The following is a 4,058-nucleotide window of genomic DNA, read 5'->3' on the forward strand; positions in this document are numbered from 1 at the left end:
CTTCTGTGTTTGCGCAGCATTGCGGAACGCAAAACAGGAAGCTAGCTCCAAAGCTTATGCAATCGTGCATGGGTAAGTTTGGGTAAGTTTAGTAGAACGGAGAAACATCATTTGCAGACCACAAAGAGAAAGACAATGAATGAAAATATTGAACAATTATTAGACAATCGAGCAACTCTAATTATTTACATGGTAAAACAAGGCGAGCAATGGGTTAGACATTCAGGAGGGTTAATTGAAAAAGATGAAACAACTCGTCTTATTCGTGCTAGTTATGATTGGCAACCAGTAGAAAAAAGACAATATGAGCAAGAAATTGGTCGGCGACTCTATTCTACTGGTTCTGGAGCTAATCTTCGTTCTTCAAGGGCAATTCCTACGGACTGGATAGTTTCTCATGTAGAACGTTATGAACCCGACTTGCAAAATATGCCTTTATTCCGTGAAGTTATTATTGCATATTGTGAGAAAAAACCAATGACTATTGAGGAATATAAATCTTTGGTTTATGAACGAGAACCTCAAGTTTCAGTTGAATCTTTTGGCGGTAATGAACAGCATTATCAAGAGTGGTTGAAATCAAATGGAACTTGAGAAAATTTATAGACTCAATAATACCAATTTGAAAAAAGAATGCTACAAAAAGGTGGATATTAATCGGATATGCTTAAAAATAGCTGTTCCAGTTCATTTGAGATAGTTATATCTATCTTTTTTCCCTTTTTTTCAATATTTACCCCAACTTCGGTCTTCCCTCTTCCTTCTTTCTTACTTCTACCATTTGTAACAAAAATTTATCACGCTTGGTATAATACAGCGGATTCAACTTTAGTGAGGTACACCCATCGCGGGCAAGATGCCCGCACTGGGAAGATTGAATTGTTAATATCTGTACTGCTTATACTTGGAATCTGCTGTATTAGCTAATCACCAGAAATTTTCATCACTTTCTCATTTTTAGGACTTACGCAGAAACCGGGCTATTCTCCAAATTTGGATGCTTAAGTCCTGATGATATTCTTACCAATGAATAATTGATAATTAATGAATCCGATGGTTTTACCGCACTTTCCGTTTTTATGAGGTACACTCTTGCGGGCAAGATGCCCGCACTACAATATTTTCACCATTTACCTTGTACCTCATGTACTCGAAATTTGCTGTAACCAGAAATAATTATTAACTATCCATTATTAATTATTAATTATTCATTATTCATTATTTTTACTTCCTCAACAGTTAAACTCAGAATTTGTGCTATTTGTTCTACACTCATTCCCGTTGCTAATAATTGAGGAATAGCATTTCTTCGTGCTTGGCGTTCCTGTTCTGCCCGTTGGCGTTCTTGTTCTGCTATGTTGGCAAAGCGATCGCCACGGGCTTTTTCTACTTCTGCTCTTTCTGCTCCTGTTAACAATAAATTACCTTCTGAGTCCCACCAGCGTAACCATGATAGAGTTTGATTTTGATAGGAACCTTCCCATTTTCCTAATTCTATTCCCAGGGGTCTAATAAAGTAGTGACCGCGCTCATTCGGAGACATCTGGCGATAAGACTTATCCTCTAAATGATACATTTCTAAACTGCCAGTTTTGATGACATATATTCCGTAATAATCTATTTTGATAATCTGCTCGTATACCCAAAATTTTCCTGGTTTTGTTGTTTCACCATCTTCGGAAACTGACAAAGGAGTTTTGTCTAATTCTTCTGTTCCGTCTCCACTGGCAAATTCTAGAGCAATTAAAGGTGCCATATATTCTCGCCACAGACAATAGGAACGACGAATTTCACCGTTTAATAGTGGTGGTACATTGGGAACATAAAACCAATCTGGTGCTTCTGCACCTTTTTCGGGGGGTTCTGTTTCTCGCCAATAGATACCACTATCTTGCCCGATGGCATAATTTCCATCTGGGTGTCGTTGTTGTAAAATTGGTGCGATGGAATCAGTTAAAAGGATACTTTGGGGATGCTCCTGGAAATTTTTCACAAAGGTGCCGTCTTCATCTGGTAATTGAGTATGATCGGGAAAAGGTGGTGGTAGGTCTATTTTTATTTTTGTTTCTGTCATTAAAAATTCTACCTTTGGTGATTATGATTACCTGAATTTTATCACAACTATATTAGTCCAAGTATAAAAAATGATAAAATAAATTCAGATAAATTTAGTCAATTAAATGAGGAATGCTAGGAAATTAAATATGGAGTTTATTCAAACTAAAGCTAAAGTTAAAAATGGACAATTAATTCTAACTAAACCTTGTCAAAATTTGCCGAATGATCGGGAGGTTGAAGTGGTAATTATTGTTTCTGATGAAAATCAATCAATTGATTTAGAAGAAGCTCGTAGGAAAATGAAAGCTGATTTTAAAGAAGCTGGTATCGAAACTCAAGAGCAAGTTTTAGACCTGATTCGTGAAGTAAAACAAGAACTTTTTCAGGAGCGTTTTGGATGAGGATATTTTTTTTAGATACAAACAAATATTTATTTAAAATACTCTAAATTAATCAAATAGTTTGTTTTAAAATCTAAAGATGAGTCAATTGCGATTTGAGTGGGATAAGGAAAAGAATCTGATTAATCAAAAAAAACATGGTGTATCGTTTGAAGAGGCAAAATCAGTGTTTTATGATGATAATGCTATTGAATTTTGGGATGAACAACACTCTGATTTAGAGGATAGATTTTTGTTGCTTGGTATCAGCTCAAAAATGCGAATATTATTGATAGTTCATTGTTATCGAGAACAAGAATCTGTAATCTGAATTATTTCTGCCCGCAAAGCAACTAAAAATGAAAGTCAACTTTATGAAGGATAAAATTATGAAACCAGAATATGACCTAACTAAAATGAAAAGTCGTCCTAATCCTTATGCTAAAAAACTCAAGCAACAAGTAAATTTATCTTTAGGAATTGAAGTAATAGAATATTTTGAAAAAAAAGCACAATAAAAAGGAATTTCCTATCAACAATTAATTGATTTATACCTTCAAGATTGTGTGAATAGCAAACGTGAACTATCTTTTTGAAAGAATAGCAATCTTAGTTCAGTAGGGTGCGTTAATGAAATGTAACGCACCATGATTATGATACCCGGTTAATTAAAAATGGTGCGTTACGACGGATTGTTAAATACCTGATGATAGCGAGTAATTAATGCCGTCTAACACACTCTACTGGACTCTTTCCTTATATTGATTTTTTTTTAACTATTGTCCAATAGTAATGTTGAATTTAGATACATTCAGGGGAAGCGATCGCTATCTTTTAGGGTGCTTGACTAAAATTCTAGATCGGGACTTACGCAAAGACACTGTGTATAGAGTCCAGTAACTATTGTCCAATAGTTATGAGTACTATATATAGCGTATCTGCGTAAGTCCTATAGATATTTCTCCTTTAGGAACGCTAACTTTTAGCAGATTGATTTTTGTTTAACTATTGTCCAATAGTAATGTTGAGTTGAGATACCGTCAGGGGAAGCGATCGCTACCTTGTAGGATGCTTGACTAAAATTTTTGCCTAGATATTTCTTCTTTACGAAGGCTAACTTTCAGCAGATTGATTTTTTTTTAACTATTGTCCAATAGTAATGTTAAATTTAGATGCACTCCGGGGAAGCGATCGCTATCTTTTAGGGTGCTTGACTAAAATTCTAGATCAGGACTTACGCAAAGACACTGTGTATAGAGTCCAGTAACTATTGTCCAATAGTTATGAGTACTATATATAGCGTATCTGCGTAAGTCCTATAGATATTTCTCCTTTAGGAACGCTAACTTTCAGCAGATTGATTTTTGTTTAACTATTGTCCAATAGTAATGTTGAGTTGAGATACAGTCAGGGGAAGCGATCGCTACCTTGTAGGATGCTTGACTAAAGTTTTTGGCTAGATATTTCTTCTTTAGGAACGCTAACTTTCAGCAGATTGTTTTTTTTAACTATTGTCCAATAGTAATGTTGAGTTGAGATGCACTCCGGGGAAGCGATAACTATCTTTTAGGGAATAGCAGAAAATAAATTACCCCAATTTTCGTACTTCGATCGTTAACT

The 4,058-nt window shown here is 35.1% G+C and carries 5 protein-coding genes; 4 read left to right on the forward strand and 1 reads right to left on the reverse strand.

The window, feature by feature from the left end:
- Positions 1-135: 135 nt before the first annotated feature.
- Positions 136-594, forward strand: coding sequence for a hypothetical protein (locus AC3DU7_RS27285; RefSeq protein ID WP_488042403.1), 459 nt, complete (start codon positions 136-138; stop codon positions 592-594).
- Between the two features lie 610 nt (positions 595-1,204).
- On the opposite strand, the gene AC3DU7_RS27290 is transcribed toward AC3DU7_RS27285, so the two are convergent.
- A complete protein-coding gene (locus tag AC3DU7_RS27290; protein WP_488042404.1) occupies positions 1,205-2,074 on the reverse strand; it encodes a Uma2 family endonuclease in 870 nt (289 codons plus the stop codon).
- A 130-nt stretch (positions 2,075-2,204) separates the two neighbouring features.
- On the opposite strand from AC3DU7_RS27290, the gene AC3DU7_RS27295 reads away from it, so the two are divergent.
- From AC3DU7_RS27295 to AC3DU7_RS27305, 3 genes are all read left to right on the forward strand, one after another.
- Positions 2,205-2,459 carry a hypothetical protein gene (locus AC3DU7_RS27295; protein WP_488042405.1) on the forward strand — a complete coding sequence of 85 codons (255 nt, stop codon included), beginning with the start codon at positions 2,205-2,207 and terminating at the stop codon, positions 2,457-2,459.
- A 79-nt stretch (positions 2,460-2,538) separates the two neighbouring features.
- Entirely contained in the window at positions 2,539-2,769 is a 231-nt protein-coding gene (locus AC3DU7_RS27300; RefSeq protein WP_488042406.1) for a BrnT family toxin, read from the forward strand.
- 28 nt (positions 2,770-2,797) lie between these two features.
- A complete protein-coding gene (locus AC3DU7_RS27305; RefSeq protein WP_488042407.1) occupies positions 2,798-2,956 on the forward strand; it encodes a hypothetical protein in 159 nt (52 codons plus the stop codon).
- Positions 2,957-4,058 lie beyond the last annotated feature (1,102 nt).

It is taken from the genome of Okeania sp., assembly GCF_983059655.1.